This is a genomic window from Gallibacterium salpingitidis, from assembly GCF_030517105.1.
Taxonomy (GTDB): Bacteria; Pseudomonadota; Gammaproteobacteria; order Enterobacterales; family Pasteurellaceae; genus Gallibacterium; species Gallibacterium salpingitidis.
Genome location: NZ_CP103875.1, coordinates 532,987 through 555,931 on the forward strand (window position 1 = coordinate 532,987; position 22,945 = coordinate 555,931).

General features: G+C 37.6%; 19 protein-coding genes and 2 tRNA genes. 18 read left to right on the forward strand and 3 right to left on the reverse strand.

All coding sequences use genetic code 11. From position 1 onward, the window contains the following. Nucleotides 1–32: 32 nt before the first annotated feature. From amaB to NYR30_RS02560, 4 genes are all read left to right on the forward strand, one after another. The gene (gene amaB / locus NYR30_RS02545; protein ID WP_367401230.1) at nucleotides 33–1,697 is read left to right on the forward strand and encodes an L-piperidine-6-carboxylate dehydrogenase; all 1,665 of its coding nucleotides are present in this window, start codon (nucleotides 33–35) and stop codon (nucleotides 1,695–1,697) included. A gap of 139 nt (nucleotides 1,698–1,836) precedes the next feature. Next, entirely contained in the window at nucleotides 1,837–3,303 is a 1,467-nt protein-coding gene (gene nhaC / locus NYR30_RS02550; RefSeq protein ID WP_066111563.1) for a Na+/H+ antiporter NhaC, read from the forward strand. A gap of 52 nt (nucleotides 3,304–3,355) precedes the next feature. Continuing rightward, entirely contained in the window at nucleotides 3,356–4,696 is a 1,341-nt protein-coding gene (gene amaA, locus NYR30_RS02555) for an L-pipecolate oxidase (RefSeq protein WP_302501789.1), read from the forward strand. Between the two features lie 30 nt (nucleotides 4,697–4,726). Next, nucleotides 4,727–5,710 (forward strand): ornithine cyclodeaminase family protein, encoded by a 984-nt coding sequence (locus tag NYR30_RS02560; protein ID WP_302501790.1) that lies wholly within the window; start codon nucleotides 4,727–4,729, stop codon nucleotides 5,708–5,710. A gap of 14 nt (nucleotides 5,711–5,724) precedes the next feature. On the opposite strand, the gene NYR30_RS02565 is transcribed toward NYR30_RS02560, so the two are convergent. The 3 genes from NYR30_RS02565 to orn all read right to left on the reverse strand — a co-directional run bounded on the left by NYR30_RS02565 (nucleotide 5,725) and on the right by orn (nucleotide 6,524). Continuing rightward, a tRNA-Gly gene (locus NYR30_RS02565) sits at nucleotides 5,725–5,800 on the reverse strand. Between the two features lie 18 nt (nucleotides 5,801–5,818). Continuing rightward, a tRNA-Gly gene (locus tag NYR30_RS02570) sits at nucleotides 5,819–5,894 on the reverse strand. A 69-nt stretch (nucleotides 5,895–5,963) separates the two neighbouring features. Next, nucleotides 5,964–6,524 carry an oligoribonuclease gene (gene orn / locus NYR30_RS02575; protein WP_302501791.1) on the reverse strand — a complete coding sequence of 187 codons (561 nt, stop codon included), beginning with the start codon at nucleotides 6,522–6,524 and terminating at the stop codon, nucleotides 5,964–5,966. 72 nt (nucleotides 6,525–6,596) lie between these two features. Here orn and rsgA point away from each other — a divergent pair, with 72 nt between their 5' ends. The 14 genes from rsgA to rlmC all read left to right on the forward strand — a co-directional run bounded on the left by rsgA (nucleotide 6,597) and on the right by rlmC (nucleotide 22,945). Next, nucleotides 6,597–7,655: a small ribosomal subunit biogenesis GTPase RsgA gene (rsgA, locus tag NYR30_RS02580; RefSeq protein WP_302501792.1), complete on the forward strand. Its 1,059-nt coding sequence runs from the start codon at nucleotides 6,597–6,599 to the stop codon at nucleotides 7,653–7,655. A gap of 34 nt (nucleotides 7,656–7,689) precedes the next feature. Beyond that, nucleotides 7,690–10,494, forward strand: coding sequence for an SEL1-like repeat protein (locus NYR30_RS02585; RefSeq protein WP_302501793.1), 2,805 nt, complete (start codon nucleotides 7,690–7,692; stop codon nucleotides 10,492–10,494). A 320-nt stretch (nucleotides 10,495–10,814) separates the two neighbouring features. Further along, a complete protein-coding gene (gene ptsH / locus NYR30_RS02590; protein ID WP_065235270.1) occupies nucleotides 10,815–11,072 on the forward strand; it encodes a phosphocarrier protein Hpr in 258 nt (85 codons plus the stop codon). A 58-nt stretch (nucleotides 11,073–11,130) separates the two neighbouring features. Then, on the forward strand, nucleotides 11,131–12,858 hold the full coding sequence (gene ptsI / locus NYR30_RS02595; RefSeq protein WP_066111575.1) for a phosphoenolpyruvate-protein phosphotransferase PtsI: 1,728 nt from the start codon (nucleotides 11,131–11,133) through the stop codon (nucleotides 12,856–12,858). 74 nt (nucleotides 12,859–12,932) lie between these two features. Further along, entirely contained in the window at nucleotides 12,933–13,433 is a 501-nt protein-coding gene (crr, locus tag NYR30_RS02600) for a PTS glucose transporter subunit IIA (RefSeq protein WP_066104886.1), read from the forward strand. A 375-nt stretch (nucleotides 13,434–13,808) separates the two neighbouring features. Continuing rightward, on the forward strand, nucleotides 13,809–15,953 hold the full coding sequence (nrdD, locus tag NYR30_RS02605; RefSeq protein WP_066111662.1) for an anaerobic ribonucleoside-triphosphate reductase: 2,145 nt from the start codon (nucleotides 13,809–13,811) through the stop codon (nucleotides 15,951–15,953). A gap of 9 nt (nucleotides 15,954–15,962) precedes the next feature. Further along, complete coding sequence (nrdG, locus tag NYR30_RS02610; protein WP_066111577.1) at nucleotides 15,963–16,430, forward strand: anaerobic ribonucleoside-triphosphate reductase-activating protein; 468 nt, start codon at nucleotides 15,963–15,965, stop codon at nucleotides 16,428–16,430. A gap of 171 nt (nucleotides 16,431–16,601) precedes the next feature. After that, on the forward strand, nucleotides 16,602–18,089 hold the full coding sequence (locus NYR30_RS02615; protein ID WP_066111579.1) for a carbon starvation CstA family protein: 1,488 nt from the start codon (nucleotides 16,602–16,604) through the stop codon (nucleotides 18,087–18,089). Nucleotides 18,090–18,156: 67 nt separating this feature from the next. Further along, entirely contained in the window at nucleotides 18,157–18,498 is a 342-nt protein-coding gene (locus NYR30_RS02620; RefSeq protein ID WP_066111581.1) for a SirB2 family protein, read from the forward strand. Between the two features lie 13 nt (nucleotides 18,499–18,511). Beyond that, a complete protein-coding gene (locus tag NYR30_RS02625) occupies nucleotides 18,512–19,309 on the forward strand; it encodes a TatD family hydrolase (RefSeq protein ID WP_066111583.1) in 798 nt (265 codons plus the stop codon). 76 nt (nucleotides 19,310–19,385) lie between these two features. After that, on the forward strand, nucleotides 19,386–20,366 hold the full coding sequence (epmA, locus tag NYR30_RS02630) for an elongation factor P--(R)-beta-lysine ligase (RefSeq protein ID WP_066111585.1): 981 nt from the start codon (nucleotides 19,386–19,388) through the stop codon (nucleotides 20,364–20,366). 11 nt (nucleotides 20,367–20,377) lie between these two features. Then, nucleotides 20,378–20,737, forward strand: coding sequence for a YcfL family putative periplasmic lipoprotein (locus tag NYR30_RS02635; protein ID WP_302501795.1), 360 nt, complete (start codon nucleotides 20,378–20,380; stop codon nucleotides 20,735–20,737). 12 nt (nucleotides 20,738–20,749) lie between these two features. Next, nucleotides 20,750–21,784 carry a beta-N-acetylhexosaminidase gene (nagZ, locus tag NYR30_RS02640; protein ID WP_302501796.1) on the forward strand — a complete coding sequence of 345 codons (1,035 nt, stop codon included), beginning with the start codon at nucleotides 20,750–20,752 and terminating at the stop codon, nucleotides 21,782–21,784. Beyond that, nucleotides 21,785–22,945, forward strand: a complete 1,161-nt coding sequence (gene rlmC, locus NYR30_RS02645) for a 23S rRNA (uracil(747)-C(5))-methyltransferase RlmC (protein ID WP_302501797.1) — start codon at nucleotides 21,785–21,787, stop codon at nucleotides 22,943–22,945. It begins immediately after the preceding gene.

A 22,945-nucleotide genomic window follows, 5' to 3' on the forward strand; every position in this document is an offset into this window, starting at 1 on the left:
GATCAACATGTCAATGGCATGTTGATTTTTTTATGTCTGATAGCGAAGAAAGTGCCTACGATATCGTCGTTTCTATTCCAAAACGGAATGTCGTCAAGAATTATATTACTTTGGAGAATGTTAATAAATATAGTACTTTTCCTGTTGCTAATTTAACAATTATGCAACAGATTAATAATAGATATTTGAATGAGGGTGAAGATATGATTAATTCATATATGCAAGCAATGGGTGTTGAGAAAAGTCTATATCAAGGCGGTACTTATCAAGTAAGAAGCCCAATTACAGGTGAACAAATTGGTGCAATTAATTTGGAGCCAGCGACAGTTGTTGAAGAAAAAGTGCAACGTGCAGTAACTGCATTTAAAGCTTGGCGACAAGTGCCGGCACCACGTCGTGGTGAATTAGTTCGTATCTTAGGTGAAGTATTACGTGAGCATAAAGAAGATCTTGGCGCACTAGTTTCTTGGGAAGCAGGAAAAATTAAACAAGAGGGACTAGGTGAAGTTCAAGAAATGATTGATATCTGCGATTTCGCAGTAGGTTTATCTCGTCAGCTTTATGGATTAACTATTGCTTCTGAACGCCCAGGACATCATATGCGTGAAACTTGGCATCCATTAGGTGTTGTCGGTGTGATTTCTGCATTTAACTTCCCAGTTGCGGTTTGGTCATGGAATACGGTTTTGGCTTTAATTTGCGGTAATCCAGTGATCTGGAAACCTTCAGAAAAAACACCTTTAACTGCAATTGCTTGTCAAGCCTTGTTTGAAAAGGCATTAGCTAAATTTGGTAGTGATGCACCACCATATTTATCACAATTATTACTTGGCGAGCGCGATGTTGGTGATGCTTTGGTTTCTCACCCAGATGTTCCACTTATTAGTGCAACAGGTAGTACTCGTATGGGACGTGAAGTTGGGCCAAAAGTAGCGGCAAGATTTGGTAAATGTATTCTTGAGTTAGGTGGTAATAACGCCATGATTTTAACTCCTAGTGCCGATTTAGATTTAGCGATTCGCGGTATTTTGTTTGCAGCAGTGGGAACCGCAGGACAACGTTGTACAACTCTTCGTCGCTTGATTGTACATTCTTCAATTAAAGAAGAAGTATTGGCGCGAATTAAGAAAGCTTATGCTTCTGTCACTATTGGTCATCCATTAGAAGGTAATTTAGTTGGGCCATTAATTGATAAACAAAGCTTTGATGCAATGCAATCAGCATTACAGAAAGCTGCAGCAGCTGGCGGTAAGGTGACTGGTGGTGAACGTGTGCTAGCTGATCAATATCCAAATGCCTATTACGTACAACCAGCTTTAGTTGAAATGCCAGGTCAGAGTGAATGTGTGAAACACGAAACTTTTGCGCCAATCTTATATGTTATGGAGTATGAGGATTTTGATCAGGCGCTCGAGTTACAAAATGACGTACCACAAGGATTATCTTCTTGTGTGTTTACTAACAATGTACGTGAAGCAGAATTATTTATGAGCCATCGAGGTAGTGATTGTGGTATTGCCAATGTCAATATCGGTACCAGCGGTGCTGAAATTGGTGGGGCATTTGGTGGCGAAAAAGAAACTGGTGGCGGACGTGAATCTGGTTCTGATGCATGGCGTAACTATATGCGTCGTCAAACCAATACTATTAACTACTCGACTGAATTACCGTTAGCTCAAGGCATTAATTTCGGCTAATTCTCTTTAATCATTTGTTAAGTACCAAGCGTACAATAATAGCCAAGTAAGTTGTCTGGCTATTACCTACTGTTTTTTTCTCAAGAGCTAACTAAGAAAAAAGCCTAGATTAGCCTTCCGATATCGAGGAGAGAAGCTTATGACTAACGACAAAAAAGACAGAAAAGGTGTCTCTTATAGTGAAAGTAATAATGGATTACATACTCCAAATCCAGAATTTACGCCAAGATCAAATTCGGTATTACTTGATTTAGCGCCACTTATTTTAGCGACCATTATTTTGATGGTGCAATTCTTCTATTTTGATGATTTTACCCCACATATTCCTTTAGTTTGCGGTATTTTGATTACTGGATTGTTCCTAAAGTGTCGAGGAGCAAGATGGCAAGAAATGGAAGAATATTTCTTACAGGTTATCCAAATAGGTATTCCTGCTGTCATGGTTTTGCTTGGTGTAGGAATGTTAATCGGTGGCTGGATTATTGCAGGTACTGTACCGACGATTCTTTATTATGGCTTTAGTTGGTTTACGCCAAGTACTTTCTTAGTTTCTGTATGTATTCTTTGTTCCATTTTATCTTTGGCAACGGGAACATCATGGGGAACAGTAGGTACAGCAGGGCTTGCGTTAATGGGAATTGGTATGGGATTAGGTATTCCAGCCTATTTAACTGGCGGCGCCATTGTTTCTGGTGCATTTTTTGGCGATAAAATGTCACCTTTGTCAGAAACAACTAACTTAACACCTGCTGCCTGTGGCGTGGAACTTTGGGATCATATTAAAGGAATGATGCCGACCACTATTCCAGCGATGACAGTTTCATTAATTATTTATGCATTACTCGGTATGCAATATTCAGATCAAGCGGTTGATTTGAGTACGATTGAATTGATTAAAGAAAAATTAGCAGAAGACTACATCATCAGTCCAATTACCTTGTTACCTGCCGCAGTAGTTATCTTTGCTGCGTTTAGAAAATATCCTGCGATGCCAACCATCTATGGTGGAGTTGTTGTTGCGAGTATTATTGCCTTCTTTATGCAAGGTGTTGGCTTGCATGACATTTTTAATACCTTACAAAATGGTGCTGTTAGTAATACTGGCCTTGAAGTTGTCGATAAGTTATTAAGCAAAGGTGGAGCTATGTCGATGACATGGGTAATTGTATTGACTTTCTTTGCATTGGCATTTGTAGGTTCATTGGAATATTACGGTACCCTACGTACGATTATGAGTCGCTTAAATCGTTACATTAAAACACGTTTCGGTTTAATTCTATCTACATACGGGAGTATCATTGGTGTAGGCGCTTTGGTAGGTGATGTTTATACCACCTTAGTATTACCAGCGCGCTTATTAAAAGATAAATATGAAGAGCTAGGTTATAAAAAGACGATATTGACACGTTCAATTGAAGACTGCGGTACCTTACTTTCTCCATTAATCCCTTGGAATATGGGCGGAAGTTTCGTTGCGGCAACGCTTGGAGTAAGCACGTTATTATATGCGCCTTTTGCTTTTGCCTGCTGGTTGTCTCCTCTATTTGGTTTACTATGGGCATTCATTGGTAGATTTATGCCAAGAGATAAACCGACCAATCGCTAATAGATAACAAGTAACAAATATACAGAAAGTGATTTTATAAGGAGTATTTATAATGAGTAACGGGCATTCAACTCACCATACACAACAAGGTGGAACAGAAAAACAAACGTGTGAAACAAAATGTTTATGGTCAACGTTGGTAGATGAAATTCCAAGTTATCCCACATTAAACCAGAACTTAAACGTAGATGTTTGTGTTATTGGTGCAGGGTTTACGGGATTATCTGCAGCATTACATTTGGCAGAGTATGGACAGCGTGTTTGTGTATTAGAAGCTCATACAGTCGGGGCTGGTGGTTCTGGTCGTAATGTTGGGTTAGTGAATGCTGGAACTTGGGCAAGACCAGATGATTTAAACCAATATTTAGGTGAGCAGGCTGGTGAGAAACTAACAACAGCATTGGGGCTAGCACCAAAACTTGTCTTTGATGTGATCGATAAATATGGCATTGATGCACAAGATACTCGTACAGGAAATTTACATATGGCACACAATAAAACCGGCGAGCTTGATGTTGATATTCGCTATCAACAATTAAGCAGACGTGGTGCCAATGTTGAAGTATTAACTGGTGCAAAATGCCATGAATATTGTGGAACAACAAAGATTAATAAAGCGTTGTTAGATAAGCGAGCAGGAACAGTCAATCCTTTTGCTTATGTCACAGGTTTAGGGATAGCGGCAAATAACAAAGATGTCGCTATTTTTGAAAACTCACCAGTAACACAAATTTCTCGTGAAGGTAATGATTGGTTAGTTCACTGCAATCAATATACGGTAAAAGCTCAAAAAGTAGTAATTGCAACCAATGCTTATACAGAGGGTGAATGGACTAATATCCATAAATGCTTTTATTTTGTGGAGTATTATCAAATTGCTTCAGAACCGTTAAGTGGTGAAGTTGCGGAACGTATCTTGCCTTATCGTAATGGCTCGTGGGACACACGTATGGCGTTGTCTAGTATTCGTCGTGATAAAGATGATCGTTTGCTGTTGGGCACTGTAGGAAAACTTAGTGGCAAACCAAAATCTTTCTTCCTTAATTGGGCTAATCATGTGCAGAAACACTATTTCCCAGATTTACCTAAGTTTTCTTGGCAGTATGAATGGTGTGGTAAGTTTGGTTTTACCCCTGATCATATTATGCGTATTTTTGAACCAGCACCGGGAATTGTGGCAGCATCAGGTTTCAATGGACGCGGTATCACTACGGGAACGCTATTTGGTAAAGCGTTTGCGGATTATTTACAAACAGGTGATCAAGAAGTGTTACCGATTCCGTTCAAACAGGTGGATGAGTGTGCACTCTCATTTTGTAAAGCACGTTCTTGGGCAACAGAAGCCGGTTTAACTTTGTATCATGCAGGACAATTTTTGAAAATCATTCCTTAATTTATATAAGGTAAAAATTGAGGAAACTGTATGTTATATCTAAGAAAAAATGATATTAAACAAAGCTTTTCAATGCGAGAGGCTATTGAAGCAAGTAAAAAAGCACTATCTGCCTATTCTAATGGAATGGCAGAAGTTCCTTTACGTACAAATCTCGATATTGCTCAATATGAAGGGCAAAGTTTATATATGCCAGCTTATGTTAAAGGTGATCATAGTGCATTAGGTATTAAGATTGCTTCTGTTTATCCTAAGAATATTCAGCGTAATTTGCCAAGTATATTTGCCTTAATGTTGGTATTAGATCCGGTAACGGGGATTGTTACCGCTTGTTTAGATGGTACTTATTTTACGCAGCTACGCACTGGAGCAGTACAAGGTGCAGCGACTGATTTATTGGCCAGAAAAGATGCCAAGATTGGAGCGTTAATAGGTACCGGAGGTCAAGCGGAAGCACAACTGGAAGCAATGCTTACCGCTCGCTCACTTAAAGAGGTGCGAGTGTATTCGCTGCATTTTCAACATGCGAAAAGATTTTGTTCTGAAATGCAGCATCATTATGATTGTGAACTTATACCAGTAAAAACCAGTGAAGCCTGCGTTACTGATGCAGATATTATTACTACTGTGACTACAGCTAAGACGCCAACATTTCAGGCTGAATGGGTAAAAGCAGGAGCGCATATCAATGGCATTGGTTCTTTTACACCGGAAATGTGTGAAATTCCAACCGAGCTGATTCAACAAGCAGATATTATTTTGTTTGATACTATGGATGGTGTGTTACATGAAGCGGGTGATTTTATTACACCATTACAAAATGGACTGGTTAATTTGCAAGATTATGATGGTGAATTAGGGCAGTTGATTAATGGTGAGATCAAAGGACGCGATAGTGATCAACAAATAACATTGTTCAAATCGGTAGGATCTGCCGTTTTAGATGTTGTTGTAGCTGATGCAATTGTTAAAAAAGCAAAATCAGAAGGCTTAGGTCTGGAATTACTAAATTAATAATTAAGATAATTTGGAGCGGGAAACGAGGCTCGAACTCGCGACCCCGACCTTGGCAAGGTCGTGCTCTACCAACTGAGCTATTCCCGCATTAAGGGTGAGTAAAATTGGAGCGGGAAACGAGGTTCGAACTCGCGACCCCAACCTTGGCAAGGTTGTGCTCTACCAACTGAGCTATTCCCGCTTAACGGTAGAGCATTATACGAAAAAAATAGTGTTGTGCAACCATTAGAATAGAAAAGTTGCTGCTTTATCAAGCATCCGATTCATCTAACTTCATTAAATGCTGACGATAATAAGCTAATTCGGCAATCGACTCACGAATATCATCTAAGGCAAGATGAGAATTTTTCTTTTGAAAACCATTCAATATTTCTGGTTTCCAACGTACTGCTAACTCTTTTAATGTGCTGACATCAAGGTAACGGTAGTGGAAGTAATCGGCTAATTCAGGCATATAATTAAATAAGAAACGTTTATCTTGTGCCACACTATTACCACAAATTGGGGAAGCGCCTTTTGGCACCCATTTTTTTAGAAAATCAATGGTTTGTAATTCAGCTGCACGTTCGATAAAGCGACTTTGGCGAACACGCTCGATTAAGCCATTAGCACTATGTGTTTTTTGGCACCATTCATTCATTCCCGCCAAAATAGCATCATCTTGATGGATCGCGAGTACTGGACCTTCGGCTAAAATATTGAGATTTTTATCGGTAACAATAGTGGCGATTTCAATAATGCGGTCTGTGTTGGGATCAAGACCTGTCATTTCTAAGTCAATCCAAATGAGATTTTGTTTATCTAATTGCATAATATCAGGTATCCTATTGATTTATTTGCATAGCATTTTACGCCATTTTTTCAGAAACGATAAGGAGTGGATTTGAGTAAACGTAAGCTAACCCATAATCAACAAAGACGCATCACGTCCAATCAGCATAAAAATTTAAAAAAACATCAGCAAAAATTAAAACAAGAACCAGCTTGGCAAGAAGATATGTTAGGGGCAGCTCAAGAAGGGGTTGTTGTGACACGATATTCTCAACATGTCGATGTGGAAACGACGAATGGGGAAAAATTTCGTTGTAATTTAAGACGTACATTGAGTGATATAGTAGTTGGTGATCGTGTTATTTGGCGACAAGGGTTAGCTGAAATGCAAGGCATTAGTGGGGTGGTTGAAGCGAAGCATCCTAGAACTAGTGAATTAAGCCGTCCAGATTACTATGATGGTTTAAAAGTTATTGCCGCCAATATTGATCAAATTGTGATTGTTTCGGCGATTGCACCAAAACTTTCTCTCAACATTATCGATCGCTATTTGGTAATCTGTGAAAAAGCACAAATTGAACCACTCATTGTAATTAACAAAATAGATTTACTAACCGCAGCAGAACGTACCGAATTAGAGGCAACCTTAGCTATCTATCAACAGATTGGTTATCGCACTTTGATGCTATCGACTTTGACAGGAGAAAGAATTGCTGAATTAACCTCATTATTAGCACAAGGAAACTCAATTTTTGTCGGACAATCAGGAGTAGGGAAATCAAGTCTAGTGAATACTATTTTGCCTGAAGTAGAAACGCAAATTGGTGAAATTAGCGAAACATCTGGCTTAGGACAACATACTACCACTGCATCGACCTTATACCATTTACCACAAGGTGGAAATTTAATTGATTCACCGGGAATTCGCGAGTTTGGTTTGTGGCATCTGGAAAATGAAGATATTACACGCGGTTATCGTGAATTCTTACCTTATTTAGGTACCTGCAAATTTAAAGATTGCAAGCATTTACAAGATCCTGGTTGTTCGATTCGTGAAGCGGTAGAGTCAGGAGAAATAAATCCCATCCGCTTTGAGAATTATCATCGCTTGTTAAGTAGTAAAAATGAAACTAAGTCGCAGCGCCATTTTGCAATGAAAAATAAACTATGATCTTAGTTTTTTTATTCAGCTTTTAAGGAGTTAAATGATGTACAAGAAAATTGTTTATTTTGCTATGTTGCTACTTTTAATCTTCTTGAGCGCTTATGTGCGAGCGTATGTTCCAAATTTTGATGACACTTATCAAAATGCAATTAAAGGAAATATTGATGCACAGTATAATTTGGCACTGTTTTATAAAAGAGGTGAATTAGTTAAGCAAGATTTCTTGGAAGCGGCGAAATGGTTTACCAAAGCTGCTGAACAAGGTGATTTAGAAGCACAATTACAGTTAGGATACCTTTATGAAAAAGGTCAGGAAGGCGTACCAGTAGATTATGTGTTGGCATTAAAATGGTATCACAAAGCAGCAGAGCAGAACTCTGCTTTCGCATTGCATAGTTTAGGAACTTTTTATAGCAACGGTTATGGGGTAAAAGTTGATTATAAAAAAGCGATTGTTTTTTATCGTCAAGCACTGGCACAAAATTTTCCCCTTACCTATTTTTCTTTAGGCACAATGTATTATAACGGCAAAGGCGTCACACAAAATTATGGTGAAGCTGTAAAATTATTTCAGCGTGCAGCGGAATTAAATGTTCCAGAAGGTGCTTTTGCATTAGGTGATGCTTATTATCACGGTAAGGGTGTGCCTAAAGATTATAGCAAAGCAGAAAATTTCTTTAGGCAAGCTGCTCAGAGAGATGAGCCTAGAGCACAACTAGAATTAGGATTGATGTATCTTAATGGTATTGGTGTGGAAAAAGATGTTGTTGAGGGGGAAAAGTGGCTAAGGCGATCAGCTGAAAATGGCAATGCTGAAGCGCAATATGGGTTAGCTGAATTATATGAAAAAGGTGTTGGAGTTACTCAAAATCGAGAGCAATCAATTGCTTGGCTAAGAAAAGCAGCAGAACAAGGGTATACAGAAGCACAACATAAGTTAGGAGTTAGCTTTATTAACGATGACAATAATCCTGAATTAGTTGAATGGACATTAAAAGCTGCTGAGCAAGGTCATATTGATGCAATGTTGAATGCCGGTTCGCTTTATTATCAGGGTAGAGGTGTACAACAAGATTATAATGAAGCTTTTAAATGGTATAGTAAATCAGCTGCACAAGGTAATGCTCAAGCAAAATCTGTATTAGGAAAAATGTATCTTAATGGGCAAGGTGTAAAACAAGATTACGCAAAGGCTTTAACCTACTACAAAGAATCTGCTCACTTAGGCTATGGTAATGCACAACAAGTTTTGGCAACACTATATTATGATGGAATAGGAGTGAAACAAGACTATGTTCAAGCCTTAAAATGGTTTCATAAAGCTGCAGAACAAAATGAGAAAAGTGCATTTTACGCTTTAGGAATAATGTATGAATATGGACAAGGTGCTAAGAAAAATTATCTTGAAGCGGTAAAGTGGTATAAGAAAGCGGCAGAACAAGGTATAGAAGATGCTTATGTCAACTTAGGAAACTTATATTATGAGGGAGTAGGTGTAGCACAAAGTTATACCAAAGCTGCAGAATATTTTGCTGAAGCTGCGGAGTTGGGAGCGACGGCCGCACAAGCAACATTAGGCTATATGTATTCGCAAGGTTTAGGAGTTAATAAAGATGACAGAATAGCTGCAAAATATTTCTTGTTGGCTGCTGAGAAAGGGGAAAAACAAAGCCAAGGTTTACTGGGAGAAATGTATCTTGAGGGAAGAGGAGTTGAGCAGGATTATCAAGCTGCACTTAAATGGTTAAATGTTGCAGCCAACCAACATTACACGCCTAGTTATGCATTATTAGGCAAGATTTATCTTGAAGGATTAGGCGTTAAATCTGATGTTCAGGTTGCCTTAGGCTGGTTAGATAAAGCTGCTAAATTGGAAGATGTAAGAAGTTATGCTTTATTAGGAGCATTATATTATTCTCAGCAAGATTATCAGCAAGGGATAGTGTGGTTTAAAAAAGCAGCTTTACAAGGGGACCTTCTAGCGCAAGGAACATTAGCGTTTTTTTATGAAAATGGTATTGGGGTAGAACAGGATTATCAAGAAGCGGTTAAATGGTATGAAATGACCGCTGAAAAGGGTATTGTTGAATCGCAAGTGAAGTTAGCAGTGCTTTATTTTGAAAATAGTCATCTTCCACGAGATTTTAAAAAAGCCGCTAAATGGTTTCAGAGAGCTGCAGAACAAGGTAATAATTTTAGCCAAAGAATGTTAGCGAGAATGTATGTCTATGGAGAGGGGGTAGAGCATAATTTAGATAAGGCGTTGGAATGGTATCAAAAAGCGTTTGTAGGACAAGAAATGCTATTAACGAGGATGAAAGAAACATTATTCTCATATCTCAATGGTATTAAGCAAGATTATCGAACTATTATAAGAGGTTATGCTCAAGAGTTAATGAATTATACTGATATATCCTATCAAATTGGTCAGATCTATGCTGCTCAACAAAACATATCAGAAGCGATAAAGTGGTTTAAGTTTTCATCAGATTTTGGGCATTTTGGTGGTAAAGCGATGTTAATGAAGTTTTATGTGGAAGGATATGATGTACAACAAGAGCCAGCTGTTGTTATTAGATGGATAACTTATTCAGCAAAATCAGGTGATATGTTAGCTCAATACTGGCTAGGTAATGTTTATTTTAATGGGTATGGTATTTCACGAGATTTAGAGCAGGCAACATATTGGTTTACACAGTCGGCTAAACAAGGTAGTGATGAAGCTAGTCAGCAATTAGTAAATATTTATCAGACTGCAAAATATATTCCATCAGAACAAGAATTAGCTAAACAATACCTTACGTTAGTTTGTCAATCTGGAGTAGTTATAGCTTGTGAAAAATAAAAATAACTAGTGTGTTATCGTTAGTAAGTAATTTTCTCAATAGGATGCGATATGATTTAAAATTGTACAAAAACTTCCCCTTTTTTAGGTATATTTAAGAGAAAAACATTAAATTTTATGCGGTAACTCAAATTTTTGAACAATTGTGCTTGATTATTGGGAGAGAATGTCGATACTAGCGATGACATTTATTTTATTTTATAAAATAAATATTGAAAATTTGTTATGCTGCATTTACGTTCTTGGTTAGTTAAATGACAGAAATGTAAGTGCAGATTTTTTATGATCCTAACCTATCCATGAGATTTAAGGAGAGAAAAATGTATTCTCAAGAAATTACCATCACCGCACCAAATGGTTTACACACTCGTCCAGCAGCTCAATTTGTAAAAGAAGCGAAAGGCTTTTCATCTGATATCACTGTGACTTCTGGTGGTAAAAGTGCGAGTGCAAAAAGTTTGTTCAAATTACAAACTTTAGGGTTAACTCAAGGAACAACAATCACTATTTCTGCAGAAGGTGAAGATGAAAAAGCAGCAGTAGATCACCTTGTTGCATTAATCCCAACTTTAGAATAAGTCGTCCGTACGAAGTCGGCATCTGTGTTAATTTAGTGATTTTAAAGAAGGTTATATTATGATTTCAGGTATTTTAGCTTCCCCAGGTATTGTTTTTGGCAAGGCCTTAGTGTTGAAAGAAGAACCAATTGTTCTTAATAAACGTAAGATTTCTGATGATGAAGTTGAGAGTGAGATTGCACGCTTTTATCAAGGTAGAGAAGCTGCATCGGCACAATTAACTGCGATTAAAGAAAAAGCTCGTCAGACATTGGGTGAAGAAAAAGAAGCTATCTTCGAAGGTCATTTAATGATTCTTGAAGATGAAGAACTTGAAGAAGAAATCATTGCTTATTTAAAAGAACATCATGTAACTGCAGATGTCGCTGCTTCAGTAGTAATCGACCAACAAGTTGCAATGCTTTCTGATATTGATGATGAGTATCTCAAAGAACGTGCCGGAGATATTCGTGATATTGGAAATCGCTTGTTAAAAAATATTTTAGGTATGCACATCATTGATTTAGGAGAAATTTCTGAAGAGTCTATTTTAGTCGCTTATGATTTAACTCCGTCAGAAACTGCACAATTAAACTTAGATAAAGTGCTTGGTTTTATTACTGATATTGGTGGACGTACTTCACACACTTCAATTATGGCACGTTCTCTTGAGTTGCCAGCGATTGTCGGAACAAATAATGTTACTGAAAAAGTTAAAACAGGCGATTATCTTGTTCTTGATGCGTTGAATAATGCAATTTATGTTAATCCAACTCAGGAAGAGATTGCTCGTTTAAGAGTATTAGAACAACAATACAAAGAAGAAAAAGCAGAATTAATCAAATTAAAAGATCTTCCAGCTGTTACCTTAGATGGTCGTCGTGTAGATGTTTGCGCTAATATTGGTACCATTCGTGATATTGATGGTGCAGAGCGTAATGGTGCGGAAGGCGTTGGTTTATATCGTACAGAATTTTTATTCATGGATCGTGACCAATTACCAACAGAAGAAGAGCAATTCCAAGCGTATAAAGCAGTTGTTGAAGCAATGAATAATCGTTTGGTAATTTTGCGTACTATGGACATCGGTGGCGATAAAGATTTGCCATATATGAACTTACCAAAAGAGATGAATCCATTTTTAGGTTGGCGTGCAATTCGTATTGCATTAGATCGTCGTGAAATTTTAAATGCACAATTACGTGCGGTATTACGTGCTTCTGCATTTGGTAAATTAGCTGTAATGTTCCCGATGATCATCTCCGTTGAAGAAATTCGTGAACTGAAAGCAGTATTAGAAACGTTAAAACAACAACTTCGTGAAGAAGGCAAAGCATTTGATGAAAATATCCAAGTTGGGGTAATGGTGGAAACCCCATCAGCAGCGGTCAATGCGAAATTCTTAGCGAAAGAAGTAGATTTCTTTAGTATCGGAACTAACGATTTAACACAATATACCTTAGCGGTGGATCGTGGTAATGAGTTAATTTCACATTTATATAATCCATTAACACCATCAGTATTGTCTTTAATTAAACAAGTAATTGATGCTTCACACGCCGAAGGTAAATGGACAGGAATGTGTGGTGAGTTAGCAGGAGATGAAAAAGCAACGATTCTCTTGTTAGGTATGGGGTTAGATGAATTCAGTATGAGTTCGATTTCGGTGCCGAAGATTAAGAAATTAATCCGTAATGTGAATTATCAAGATGCCCAAGATCTGGCAAAAGAGGTTTTATTACAACCGACAGCAGCAGATGTTGATCAATTGATCGGGAATTTTTTAGCTGAAAAAGCACTAAACTAGATACAAATGTAAAAATTTCAGCTAATATTACGTACAGATCTGAGATTAAAAATGTTTCTGATAAGGAGAAAAAAATGGGTTTATTCGATAAATTATTCGGTTCAAAAGACAATAAAGCTGTCGAAGTAGAAATTTATGCGCCATTAACAGGTGAAATTGTCAACATTGAAGATGTTCCTGATGTTGTTTTCTCTGAAAAAATCGTAGGTGATGGTGTTGCGATTCGTCCAAAAGGCAACAAAATTGTCGCTCCGGTAGATGGGGTTATTGGTAAGATTTTTGAAACTAACCATGCCTTTTCAATGGAATCAAAAGAAGGTATCGAACTTTTCGTTCACTTCGGTATTGATACTGTAGAACTTAAAGGTGAAGGTTTTACCCGTATTGCACAAGAAGGTCAAACTGTAAAACGTGGTGATACTGTAATTGAAATCGATTTAGACTTATTAGAAGCGAAAGCAAAATCAGTATTAACACCAATTGTGATTTCTAATATGGATGAAATTTCTCATATGGAGAAAAAAGTTGGTGAAACTGTCGCTGGAGAATCTGTTGTATTAGTAATTAAAAAATAATTGCTGATTTTTTAAGTATCGGATGAAAGGTTGGAACGTTAATGTCCAACCTTTTTTATGTCTATGATTTGGATATTGATCAATATTTATCCAAAGATAACCCCTATCTCAAAAGAGTAATGTCTTTAGCCAAAAAATTTTTTTCATACAGCCAAAATTGTTAAATTTGTTAATTTTAGCTAAGTCCACATAATTCAAGCTATATTTTAGCGTTATGAAAAATGGCTGTTACAGTCTGATAACTATTCTCAATTATTAGTAACAAAACACAATATATTGTGTGTTGAATTATTTTAAATGTCAATATATAGTATCTCCGATTTTTACAAGGAGACGAAAATGTTTGCTCAAATCCCCCACTCCCAACCACAAGAAATGACTTATCCAAAAGCCACTGCACTGTTAACAGTAATTAAAAGAGATGGTTCTCAAGCAAGCTTTAATGTGCAATTTATTACTAATGCAATGAAGAAAGCTGCACAAGCAGTAGGTATTCACGATGATGAATATTTTGAACAATTAAGCCAAACCATTAGCTTGGCCATTGTTAGTAGTTTTAAGCAACAAGTTGATATTGCTTATATTCAGCAAGTGGTCGAAGATCATTTAATGCAAGGGCAGTACCCACAAGTTGCTCGTGCTTATATTGAATATCGTCATGATCGTGATAAAGAACGTGAAAAAAGAAGCCGTTTAACGCAAGAAATTGAAGGGTTAATCGAGCAAAATAATGTGTTATTGATTAACGAAAATGCGAATAAAGATGCGAAAGTGATTCCTACGCAACGCGATCTATTGGCAGGTATTGTGGCACGTCATTATGCGAAAAGCTATATTCTACCGCCAGAAGTAGTGCAGGCGCACGAACGAGGCGAAATTCATTATCATGATCTTGATTATGCGCCGTTTTTCCCGATGTTTAACTGTATGTTGGTGGATCTTGAAGGTATGTTGACACATGGTTTTAAAATGGGAAATGCTGAAATTGAACCGCCAAAATCTATCACTACGGCGACTGCAGTGACTGCGCAAATTATTGCTCAAGTAGCTAGCCATATTTATGGCGGAACTACCATTGATCGACTCGATGAAGTATTAGCACCATATGTGGAAAAAAGTTATCAAAAACATTTAGCTAATGCGAAAACTTGGCAAATTCCTGCTGCTGAAGCTTATGCAAAAGCCTTAATCGAGAAAGAGTGTTTTGATGCTTTTCAATCCTTGGAGTATGAAGTCAATACACTGCATACAGCGAATGGACAAACGCCATTTGTGACGTTTGGTTTTGGTTTAGGTACTAGTTGGCAAGCGAAGTTAATTCAACGTTCTATTTTGCAAAACCGAATTCGTGGTTTAGGAAAAAATCACAAAACTGCAGTGTTTCCAAAATTAGTATTTACGATTAAACGGGGTTTGAATCAACAACCACAAGATCCTAATTATGATATTAAACAACTAGCCTTAGAGTGCGCTTCTAAGCGTATGTATCCTGACATTTTAAACTATGATCAAGTAGTAAAAGTAACAGGTTCATTTAAGGCACCAATGGGATGTCGCAGCTTTTTAGGTCGTTATGTTGAAAATGGTAAAGAGATTCATGCAGGACGCAATAATTTAGGTGTTGTCAGCGTTAATTTACCAAGAATTGCGTTAGAAGCAGAGCATAATGAAGCACGTTTTTATCAAATTCTGGAACAACGGTTAGCGATTGCCAAAACAGCGTTATTAACACGAATTGCTCGTTTGGAACAGACAAAAGCACGAGTGGCGCCGATTCTTTATATGGAAGGAGCATGTGGCGTAAGATTACAAGCTGATGATAATGTCGCAGAAATCTTTAAACATGGACGAGCATCGATCTCTTTAGGTTATATCGGAATTCATGAAACAATAAATGCGTTATACGCTCAAGGACATATTTTTGATAGCGACTTGTTGCGTGAAAAAGGTATCGCAATTGTCCGCTATCTCAGTGAAACCACGAAAAAATGGCAAGCAGAAACAGGTTATGCGTTTAGCTTATATTCAACACCAAGCGAAAGTTTATGTGATCGTTTTTGTCGTTTAGATAGCAAGCAATTCGGTATTATTGAGGGTGTTACAGATAAAGGCTATTACACTAACAGTTTCCATTTAGATGTGGAAAAGAAAGTCAATCCTTATGACAAAATTGATTTTGAAATGGCTTATCCGCCATTAGCGAGTGGTGGGTTTATTTGCTATGGTGAATATCCGAATGTACAACATAACCTCAAAGCATTAGAAGATGTTTGGGATTATAGTTATGACCGAGTGCCATATTATGGAACTAATACACCAATAGATGAGTGTTATGAATGTGGCTTTACTGGCGAATTTGATTGCACGAGTAAAGGGTTTGTTTGTCCGAAATGCGGTAATCATGATAGTACTAAAGTGTCGGTAACACGTCGTGTTTGTGGTTATTTAGGTAGCCCTGATGCACGTCCGTTTAATCCAGGAAAACAGGAAGAAGTAAAACGTAGAGTGAAACATTTATAGGACAAAATGATGAATTATCTACAATATTACCCTGTTGATGTGGTAAATGGTGAGGGTACACGTTGTACCCTCTTTGTGGCAGGTTGTACTCATCAATGTCGAGGCTGTTATAACCAAAAAAGCTGGTCATTTGATGCAGGTGTATTTTTTGACCAAGCAATGGAAGATCAGATTATTCGTGATTTACAAGATACACGAATTCGGCGACAAGGTCTGTCATTATCTGGCGGTGATCCTCTGCATCCACGTAATGTGGAACGTTTATTACCATTAGTGAAACGAGTTAAAACGGAATGCCCAGGTAAAGATATCTGGTGTTGGACTGGCTATCAGTTAGCTGAATTAAATCAGCAGCAAAAAGAGATGTTAGCTTATATAGATGTATTAATTGATGGTAAGTTTATTCAGGAACAAGCCGATCCTTCCTTAGTTTGGCGAGGTTCAACGAATCAAATTATTTATCGATTTTCTTTATAAAGAACACTTTTGATTAAAAATTATTCATACGCTTATTTTCTCTTGCCAACTTTTCATCACTTATCAATAAAGAGATGTGATATCAATCACATCTTTAAATAAATCTTTAACATCTAATTTTTTCTTTTGTTACAATCTCGCCGCTCTAAATAACTTTTTGAGGTAAAAATTATGGTGTGGTTCCTCTTCTCTGTGGCGTTCTTGCTAGCAGGCTACTTTATCTATGGTTCTATCGTAGAAAAAGTATTTAAAATCAATCCGAAACGTGAAACACCAGCACATTTACAAAATGATGGTGTTGACTATGTGCCAATGTCTAAAGGAAAAATTTGGTTAATTCAGCTATTAAATATTGCTGGAACAGGCCCAATTTTCGGACCTATTTTAGGTGCATTATATGGGCCAGTTGCAATGTTATGGATTGTAATTGGTTGTGTATTCGCTGGTGCAGTACATGACTACTTCAGCGGAATGTTAAGCGTGCGTAATGGTGGTGCGTCAGTACCAAATTTAACAGGCAAATATCTTGGTGCACCAGTTAAACATTTCATGAATGCGCTTGCATTAGTGTTATTAGTACTTGTAGGAGTGGTATTCGTTATCTCTCCAGCAGGGCTTCTTACCAACCTTACAATGGATAATCTTGGCGAATCAATGAGCTTAGATCGCGGTAATACTCTTGTTGCTTGGACAACTATTATTTTCGTTTATTACATTATCGCAACCCTAGTGCCAATTGATAAAATTATTGGTCGTATCTATCCATTATTTGGTGCGTTATTGCTATTTATGTCTTTTGGTATGTTCTTTGCTTTACTCTTTGAAGATAAAGCGTTGTTCCATACTGTTGGCGATATGAGTTTCTCTAAATTCTTTGAAAATCTACATCCAACTGGTTTACCAATTTGGCCATTAATTTTCGTGACCATTGCCTGTGGTGCAGTATCAGGTTTCCATGCAACTCAATCTCCATTGATGGCACGTTGTATGGAAAATGAAAAAGAAGGCCGTTTCGTATTCTATGGTGCGATGATTGGTGAAGGCGTTATTGCTTTAATTTGGTGTATGGTTGGTTTAACTTTCTATAACAGTCCAGCAGAAATGAATGAAGCAATCAATATGGGTACACCATCAAAAGTAGTTTATGATTCAGCTACACAAATGTTAGGTTACTTTGGTGGTATCTTAGCAGTGTTAGGTGTGGTTGTATTACCAATTACTTCAGGGGATACTTCATTCCGCGCAGCACGTTTAATCATTGCTGAATTCTTCAATATTGAACAACGCAGCTTAGTAAAACGTTTATTAATTGCAGTACCTTTATTTGTTGCTGGTTTCATTATTACTAAATTAGATTTCCAAGTATTATGGCGTTATTTCGGTTGGGCAAACCAAACTACCGCAATGGTAATGTTATGGACCGCTGCAGCATATCTTTATCGTTATCATAAATTCCACTGGATTTGTACAATCCCAGCTATCTTTATGACAATGGTTTCTGCAACATTCCTTGCTTATGCGAAGATCGGTTTCGGTTTAGCATATGATACAGCGGTATGGGTTGGTGTTGGTTTAACCGCAGTTGCAACAGTGTGTTTCTTCACAATGTTAAAACCAATTGCTGACGGTGATCCTGATTCAGAAACTACCCCAGCTTAATTATTGATTTTGAAATATTGATTATGCACAATAGCCGTCTGTTTTTAGACGGCTATTTTTTTGTAATATGACAACTGTACTTTATTTTCATCTTTTTTCTGCATGGGCAAGTTTAATTCTGTTTATCTTTCGTGGGGTGTTGCAATGGCAAGGTAAAGATTGGCGTCAATATAAGATACTGTGCATTTTGCCGCATATTGCAGATACCATTTTATTAGTGACGGGTTTAACGTTCTTAATAGTATTCAACTTTAGTTTAGTTGATTGGCTGTTAATCAAAATCGTAGCATTAGTGTTATATATTATTTTTGCAGCGAAGGCGTTTAAACGCCAAAGACCACAAAATACATTTTTGCCACTCGCATTGATCTGTTTTCTGGTTGCGATGCTATTAGGTTATTTCCATTAATTCATTCTGAACAATGTTTTTTGATACCCATACCCACCTTGATTATTTAGCAATAGATTTGCAGCAATCGTTAGCGCAGATTGTGGCGAGTGCTCAATCGCAACAAGTGACTAAGCTGTTGGTGGTGGCAATTGATCGGCAAAATATCTTAGCGATGCCACAATGGGTGTCAAATCAAAAAAATGTTTATTATGGCTTAGGCTTACATCCACTGTTTATTACGCGACATCATGAAGATGATTTACTCCTACTGGAACAGTCTTTAGCAAAACGAGATGGTAAGTGTATTGCGGTCGCGGAAATTGGGTTAGATCGTTATCCAAAAGAAATCACAACTGATGAGCTATGGCAAAAACAGTGTTATTTTTTGGAAGCGCAATTAGCCTTGGCAAAACAATATCGATTACCAGTGAATTTGCATTCTCGCCGTACTCACGAACAGTTATTTTCTTTTCTGAAAAAAGCTGAGCTACCTCAACGGGGTGTCGTACATGGTTTTGCAGGTAGTTATGAACAAGCAAAACGCTTTGTCGATCTTGGCTATAAAATTGGTGTAGGCGGTACTATTACCTATGAAAGAGCAAATAAGACTCGTCAAGCAATCGCTAAATTACCTCTTTCAGCACTGTTATTAGAAACGGATAGTCCAGATATGCCAGTATTTGGTTGGCAGGGGCAACCTAATCACCCAGCACGTTTGCCTTTAATATTCCAAGAATTAGTTGCACTTAGAACAGAAAGTGCAGCACAAATTGAAGCACAAATTTGGCAAAATAGTCTTGAACTGTTTGCTTTATCTGAAACAGTCTAATCGTGAATGCTAAATTGTTATTTAGCGATGAACCCATTAAAATAAAGCGTTTGTTATTGCCAACAAAGGATCAACTATGTCAGCTGTAGTACCAAGTGAAAATTGGAAATCAACCTCTTCAATTCAAAATTTACTTAAAAGAGCAAAAATAATTAGTGATATTCGACAATTTTTTGTTGATCGAGGTTTGTTAGAGGTGGAAACACCGATTTTAAGTGCATTTTCAGTAACTGATGTACATCTTGCAACTTTCCAAACAGAGTTTACTCCGCCATTTAGCCCAAACCCACAAACATTACATCTTATCACCAGCCCTGAATATCACATGAAGCGTTTGTTGGCGGAAGGAAGTGGTCCTATTTTCCAAATCTGTAAAGTATTTAGAAATGAGGAAGCCGGAAAGCGCCATAATCCAGAATTTACGATGCTGGAATGGTATCGCCCATTTTTTGATATGTACCGTTTGATCAATGAGGTTGATGATTTACTGCAACAAATTTTGGATTGCCCACCAACAGAATCTCTCAGCTACCAGTTTGTATTCCAAGAATATGTTGGGTTAGATCCTTTATCGGCAACGAAAGCGGAATTAGTGGAGAAAGCGAAACAGCAAGGGCTGGTTAATGCAGATATGGAAGGGCGTGATACCTTGTTGCAATATCTATTTAGTGAGATTGTTGAAAAAAATATTGGGCAAGAACATCCTGTTGCTGTATATCATTTCCCAGCGGCACAAGCGGCATTAGCACAAATTAGTTCTGAAGATCATCGTGTAGCAGAGCGTTTTGAGTTTTATTACAAAGGATTAGAATTAGCTAATGGCTTCCATGAATTAACAGATGCAAATGAGCAATTGCATCGTTTTGAACAAGATAATTTATTACGTGAGAAATTGCACTTACCGCCGCAACAAATGGATACGCGTTTCTTAGCTGCATTGAAATCAGGTTTGCCATCTTGCTCCGGTGTGGCATTAGGGGTCGATCGTTTATTAATGATTGCGTTATCAACTGACAATATTGAAGATGTAATTTCATTTTCAATTCAAAATGCGTGACGGAGAAGCCAATGCGTAAACTAATTTATTTGTGTTGTTTAGTGATAGGATTAAGCGCTTGTTCATCAAAAAATACTTCGCCTTTATATCAATCAATGCCAATTGTGAATATTGAATCTAATATTGCTAATGCAGTAGCTGTTACCCCAGCGGATAAACAGATTGCAGTGAAAAATCTGACTAATAGTAGTATTAAAACTGCCTATTTACTGACTTGGTATGATCGTAATGGCGTTACGCAACGAGCGAATTGGCAGCAAGATGAATTGTGGCAGCACTTAATTTTGTCAGCTAAACAACAGGTGAATATTCCTTTGTCAAAACCGACCGAGCAGAGCGTGAATTATCGAGTCTATTTCAAAGCGGATTAAGAGGTAAAAGCGATGGCAAAATTAATTGTTGATTTACAAGGTACGGTTTTAGAACAAGAAGAAGTTGAGATCTTAAATCACCCTCTCGTTGCCGGTGTAATCCTATTTACACGTAATTTTGTTGATATTTCGCAGTTACGAGAATTAATCAAACATATTCGTCAAAAAGTAAAACATCCATTATTAATCACCGTTGATCAAGAAGGTGGACGAGTTCAACGTTTTCGGCAAGGTTTTACGCAATTACCAGCGATACAGGCTTTTGCACGATTATTGCCAACAGTGGAAGAACAGCAATATTGGGCTAAAGAGAGTGCGTGGTTAATGGCGGCAGAAATGATAGCAATGGATATTGACTTGAGTTTTGCGCCTGTTTTAGATGTTGGTCATCAATGTAAGGCAATTGGCGATCGTAGTTTTCATCAAGATTGGCAGCAAGTATTACCGTTAGCAGAGGCATTTTGTGATGGTATGCTACAAGCTGGAATGGCGACAACAGGAAAACATTTTCCAGGACATGGTCATGTAGTCGCTGATTCCCATTTAGAAACACCAAAAGATGAACGCTCAACCAGTCAAATTTTCCAACAAGATATACAACCGTTTCAGCAGTTAATTGATCGTAATAAATTAAAAGCGATTATGCCGGCACATGTTATTTATACGCAAGCTGATGAGCGACCAGCAAGCGGCTCACCGTATTGGCTTAAAGAGATTTTAAGAGAGAAGTTAGGTTTTAAAGGCATTATCTTTTCAGATGATCTTGGAATGAAAGGTGCTGGCGTAATGGGAAGTTTTGTTGAGCGTAGTCGTCAAGCATTAGCCGCTGGTTGTAATATTTTATTGCTCTGTAATGAGCGAGCTGGTGTGATAGAAGTGCTGGATAATTTGGTTTATCAACCAACAGAACAAGAAAAAACAGCCTATTTGCAGTTAGCAAAACGACAACATTTTTCGTTATCAGAACTTCAAGCAACCAGTAGATGGGTAAATGCTCATCACTCTTTGACGAATTTGCAGCAAAAGTGGTTAGAGGTGAAGGGATAAATGTATTGCCCACATTTTGCGCAGAAGCAGTGTCAATCTTGTAGTTGGATTGAACAAGACTATGTCTCGCAGATAGATCAGAAACAGCAGCATTTGCAGCAACAGCTAGCGGATTTTATTCAACCGATGACGATGTGTTTTCCTGTGTATGAATCGGCTCATCAAGCAATGCGTAATCGTGCCAAAATGGTAGTGAGTGGAATGGTGGAACGACCAATTTTTGGTATTTTGCCTGATCCGCAAGATAGTGCAAGTGCGGTAGATTTGACGGATTGTCAATTATATCCTGACGATTTCCAACCCATCTTTATACAGTTAAAAGATTTTGTCGCTAGAGCTGGATTAGTGCCATATAACATTGCAAAACTTAAAGGAGAACTAAAATATATTTTGCTAACGAAAAGCCAACATAATCAACAATATATGTTGCGGTTTGTATTACGTAGTGAAGTAAAATTGCCATTGATACAACGAGAATTACCAGCATTATTACAGAAATTACCGCAAATTGTTGTAGTTAGCGCCAATATTCAGCCACAACCAGCTGCCATTTTAGAGGGAGAAAAAGAGATCTATTTAACCGAACAGCAAATGTTGGAAGAACGATTCAACCAGCTTGCTTTATTTATTCGTCCGCAAGGCTTTTTCCAGACTAATCCGCAAGTAGCTGCCGCACTTTACCGTACTGCGCAACAATGGACGCAAGCATTACCGATTCAACATATTTGGGATTTGTTTTGTGGTGTGGGTGGTTTTGGTTTACATTGTGCAGCAGCAAGGCAACAATTGGTGGCTGATGTAAGTTTAGTCGGTATTGAGATTTCAGCTTCTGCGATTCAGGCTGCAAAATTAGCCGCAGATCATATTGGTTTAACTAATGTACATTTCCAAGATTTAGATGCGAGTCAATATCAAGCATCACAAGGTGTTAAACCGGATTTAGTTATTGTAAATCCACCCAGACGTGGTATTGGGCAATCTTTAGCAGATTATCTTAATCAGTTGCAGCCACGTTTTTTATTGTATTCCAGTTGTAATGTAGAGAGTATGCGGAGAGATTTATATCATTTTAGTTCGTATCGCTTAACTAAATTACAATTATTCGATATGTTCCCACATACTTCACATTATGAAGTTTTGGGATTGTTAGAATTAGCATAA